We start from the raw sequence: 4,393 nt of genomic DNA on the forward strand, positions 1-4,393 counted from the left end.
CCGCAGGGTGCGCACGCCGCGCGGCAGGTCGCCACTGCACGTCAGGCCATCGAGCGCCGGCACCCGCGCGCGGGCGCCCGTGGCAAGCACGAGTTGGTCGTAGCGCGTGCGTCGCCCGTCACCGGTGATGACGACACGGTCCTCGCGGTCGATCGCGGTCACCGCCACTCCCGGGTGGACGGTCAATCGGGGGTCGCTCGCCTGCGGCATCCCGATAGCACTGAAATCCCTTGTGCCGGAAACGACATCGCTGAGCAACACGCGGTTGTAGGGGTGCCCGGCCTCCGCGCTGAAATGGTCGATCGTGTAGCGGCCGGCGTGGTCCGCAGCGAGCAGATCGGCGGTGAAGCGGGACCCGACCATCCCATTGCCGATGACGACGAGGCGAGTCATGCGATGACCTCCAGTTCGGGGACGGCAGCGGGCACACGCGCGATCGAGGCGGCGCACACCTTGAAGTCAGGCATCCCGGAGACGGGATCGGTGCGGTCGTTGGTGAGCCGGTTGGCGCTGCCGAGCCCACCCCAGTGAAAGGGCATGAAGAGCGTGTCCGGCCGCTGGTCCGCGGTGACCCTCGCCCGCACGTATGCCGTGCCCCGCCCGGTCGTGACGGCGACGAGATCGCCCTCGGCGATGTCGTGGACGTCGGCGAGTAGGGGATGCAGGGCGACGAAGGGTTCGGGAGCCGAGGCCACGAGTTCGGCGACCCGTCGGGTCTGGGCGCCGGACTGGTAGTGATGCAGCAGGCGCCCGGTCGTCAGATAGAGCGGTGCACCGGCGCGGACATTGTCGGCGGGCTCGGCATACGTGACGGAGACAGCTCGGGCCCGCCCGCTCGGCCGGGGGAAGCCGTCCAGGAAGGGCCGGGGTGTGCCATGCCCGCCGTCCGGGACGGCGCTGGGGTCAGGGGCGTCGGGGACCGGCCAGTAGCAGCCGTGGCCGGCGGCCTCGGTGGCGTCGATCAGGTCGTGCGTGAGCCCGCTGTAGTCGGCGACGCCGCCGTGGCTGGCCTCGGCAAGCTCGGCGAAGACGGTGGCCGGCTCGGTCGGCCAGGTGCTGGGCGCGCCGAGCCGGGAGGCCAGCTCGGCCCAGATCCACAACTCCGACCGCGCCTCGCCGGGAGGCTCGATCGCCTTGCGGCGGCGCAGGATTCGACCTTCCAGGTTGGTCATGGTGCCGTCCTCCTCGGCCCACTGGGTGACTGGGAGGACGACATCGGCAAGCAAAGCCGTCTCGGACGGCACCACATCGGCAACGACGAGCAGATCGAGAGCGCGCAGACGCTCGGTGACCCGCTCGGCATTCGGAGCGGAAACGACCACATTGGAGCCGTGGACCAGCAGTGCCCGTGGGCCACCGCTCGTGCCCAACCGACGCAACAACTCCACGGCCGGCACGCCCTTGCCCGGGATCACCTCGGGGTCGACGCCCCAGACGCCGGCGACGTAGGCGCGTGCGGCCGGGTCCTCGATGCTGCGATACCCCGGCAGCTGGTCGGCCTTCTGGCCGTGCTCGCGGCCACCTTGCCCATTGCCCTGCCCGGTCAGCGCCCCATAGCCGCTGCCGGTTCGCCCCGGAAGCCCCAGGGCAAGAGCGCAATTGATCGCGGCCGTCACAGCCGCCGTGCCCTGGCTGGACTGTTCCACGCCACGACCGGTCAAGATGTAGGCACCGCGACCGCCGTGCACAGGCGCGGCGGCAGCCAGCCGCCGGACAGCACTCTGGAGATCGATCACCGGCACGCCGCAGACCTGCTCGACGCGCTCGGGCCACCACAGGCCGACGGACGCCGCAACCTCCTCGAAGCCCTCGGTGCGGGCCTCCACATAGGCCCGGTCGATAAGCCGCTCGGCCAACAGCAGGTGCAGCATGCCGAGCAGCAGCGCCAGGTCGGTGCCGGGGCGCGGGGCCAGATGCAGCCCGGAGCCGTCCTCGGTGAGCGCCGCAGTTGCGCTCCGGCGCGGGTCCACCACGATCAAGCCACCCCGGCCACGCACCGGAGCGAGGTGACGCACGAAGGGCGGCATCGTCTCGGCGGGGTTGCTCCCGAGCAGGAGGATGGCGTCCGCTCCGCCGAGATCGGCCAGCGGAAAGGGCAGGCCGCGATCGAGGCCGAAGGCGCGATTGGCACCGGCCGCCGCACTCGACATACAGAAGCGACCGTTGTAGTCGACGAAGCGCGTGCCCAATGCCAGGCGCGCGAATTTGCCCAACTGGTAGGCCTTTTCGTTGGTCAGCCCGCCACCGCCGAAGACAGCCACAGTGTCCTTGCCGTGCTCGCGCTGCATATCTCGGATGGTCGCGGCGATGTGGTCGAGGGCAACCTCCCAGGACACCGGGACCAGCTCCCCGCCGTTGCCGCGGAGCAACGGGCGGGTGAGCCGGTCCGGTGCCGTGACGACTCCGGTGCTGCTCCAGCCCTTCTGGCACAGGCCACCACCATTGGTCGGGAAGTCCCGCGCCTGCACGGTGAGCCCGGTCGCCGCGGTCAGCCGCATCGCGCACTGGAGCGCGCAGTAGGGGCAGTGGGTCGCCGCACTCGCGGCCGGCCGAGGCGTTCCGGGCATGATCAGACCTTCGCCGTGTGCGCGGCGGTGCCGCGGCGAGCGTAGACGGCATAGGTGAGGACGGCCATCACGGCATACGTGCCGATGAAGACCCAGAGTGCGGGCTTGATCGAACCGGCTTGCGCCAGTGAGTATTTGAATCCCTGGGGGATGAGGAAGCCGCCGTAGGCGCCGATCGCGCCAGCGATGCCGATGCAGGCGCCGGCCATCCGTCGGGCCTTTGGCAAGGTGTCGGCGCTCGTGCCGAGGCGGAAGACCGCGGGGATCATCCGATAGGTCGCGCCATTGCCGATGCCGGACCCGGCGAACATCGTGAAGAAGGAGATGAGGAAGAGGACGAAGCTGTGCCGGCCCAGCGCGACGATGGCGCCGAAGGCACCGAGCGCCATGATGCCGAAGGAGGCGATCGTCAGCTTCGCACCGCCGACGCGGTCGGCGACGATGCCGCCGAGGGGGCGCAGGAGGGCGCCGATGATGGCCCCGGCAAAGGCGATATAGGGCGACTTCTCCGGGAACTGCGACTTCAGCAGGGTGGGGAAGGCGGCCGAATAGCCGACGAAGGAGCCGAAGGTGCCGATGTAGAGGAAGGAGATCAGCCACGTGTGGTTCACCCGCAGCGCCCCGCGGTAGGCCGACAGGTCAGACCGAGCAGCATCGAGGTTGTCCATGGCGCGCCAGGCCAGGACGGCCGCGATCAGGGCCAAGGGGACGAAGATCAGGCCGGCGCGCTCGAGGTGGATGCCGGCGCCGATCGCGATGATGAGCGGGACGACCATCTGAACGATCCCGGTGCCGAGGTTGCCACCAGCGGCGTTGAGCCCCAACGCCTTCCCCTTCTCCGCCTCTGGATAGAAGAAGGAGATATTCGTCATCGAGGAGGCGAAGTTGCCGCCGCCGAAGCCGGCGAGCGCGGCGCAGGCGAGAAGCACGCCATACGACTGCTGGGTCGAGACACCCCAGGCGAGGGCCAGGGCCGGCAGCAACAGCAGGAGACTGGAGATGACCGTCCAGTTGCGCCCGCCGAAGCGGGTGACGGCGAAGGAGTAGGGGATGCGCAAGGTGGCGCCGACGAGCGCCGGCACCGAGACCAGCCAGAACTGCTGGCTCAAGGTGACGTCGATGCCCGCGGCGGGCAGGCGCGGCACGACGACGCTCCACAGCGCCCAGACGCAGAAGCCGAGGAACTCGGCATAGATCGACAGGGTGAGGTTGCGGCGGGCGATGAGGGCGCCGCCGCCGCGCCAGTAGGTCGGGTCCTCGGGATTCCAGCCGTGAATCCACCGGCCGCTGGAGTGCTGCGGACCGATGTGTTGATGCTCGATGTGACGGTCGGGGGTGCCGGTCGGTGTCGGTGACGCCTCAGCCGTGGTCGGCTCGTCGCCGGTGATGGACGTGGTCATCGCGCTCTCCTTGCACAAGGTGGCAGGGGCGCGGGCCGGCTCGGCCGGGCCCGCGAAAGGGTGGGGGCGCCCGCTCTGGCGCTGGTCAGGATCGTGCGTGGCGGGTGTGACAGGGAATGACGGCTCAGGTTTCCGGGGCGTGAAATGGTTTTCAGGCGCTGGCCCTGGCCGTTGTGAATCCACGGTCTCCTCGCCAGGGCCCACGTGCGGGCGGACGGAGCCTGTCGGGGGGCTCATCTAGCCTTGAGCGATGAGCACGGGGCCAGATCTCTTCGGGGCGGCGGCGGCCGAGGCCGGCCCGACCGAGGCCTCCTTGGCGCCGCTCGCCGTGCGCATGCGCCCGCGATCCCTAGCGCAGGTGCGTGGTCAGGCCGAGGTGCTGCGGGTCGGCTCGCCGCTGCGGCGGCTGATCGAGGGCAGCGGCGG

At 70.3% G+C, this 4,393-nt stretch carries 3 protein-coding genes and 1 pseudogene; 1 reads left to right on the forward strand and 3 read right to left on the reverse strand.

Annotated features, from left to right (window positions below; genetic code table 11):
- The 3 genes from PKH97_RS14115 to PKH97_RS14125 form a co-directional block, all read right to left on the reverse strand.
- A partial coding sequence (locus PKH97_RS14115) for an FAD-dependent oxidoreductase (protein WP_324388184.1) occupies positions 1-393 on the reverse strand: 393 nt, incomplete at its 3' end.
- On the reverse strand, positions 390-2,567 hold the full coding sequence (locus tag PKH97_RS14120) for a molybdopterin oxidoreductase family protein (protein ID WP_324388185.1): 2,178 nt from the start codon (positions 2,565-2,567) through the stop codon (positions 390-392). The genes PKH97_RS14120 and PKH97_RS14115, both read right to left, overlap by 4 nt.
- A 2-nt stretch (positions 2,568-2,569) precedes the next feature.
- Positions 2,570-3,967 carry a nitrate/nitrite transporter gene (locus PKH97_RS14125; RefSeq protein WP_324388186.1) on the reverse strand — a complete coding sequence of 466 codons (1,398 nt, stop codon included), beginning with the start codon at positions 3,965-3,967 and terminating at the stop codon, positions 2,570-2,572.
- A 250-nt stretch (positions 3,968-4,217) separates the two neighbouring features.
- Between PKH97_RS14125 and PKH97_RS14130 the strand changes: the two are divergent.
- Positions 4,218-4,393 (forward strand): annotated as a pseudogene (locus PKH97_RS14130) (replication-associated recombination protein A); the annotation flags it as partial.

The organism is Nostocoides sp., from assembly GCF_035343835.1.
Taxonomy (GTDB): Bacteria; Actinomycetota; Actinomycetes; order Actinomycetales; family Dermatophilaceae; genus Nostocoides_A; species Nostocoides_A vanveenii.

Coding starts and splice junctions, on each gene's coding strand:
- PKH97_RS14125 (WP_324388186.1), bottom strand. CDS start 3,967: ATGACCACGTCCATCACCGGCGACGAGCCGACCACGGCTGAGGCGTCA.
- PKH97_RS14120 (WP_324388185.1), bottom strand. CDS start 2,567: ATGCCCGGAACGCCTCGGCCGGCCGCGAGTGCGGCGACCCACTGCCCC.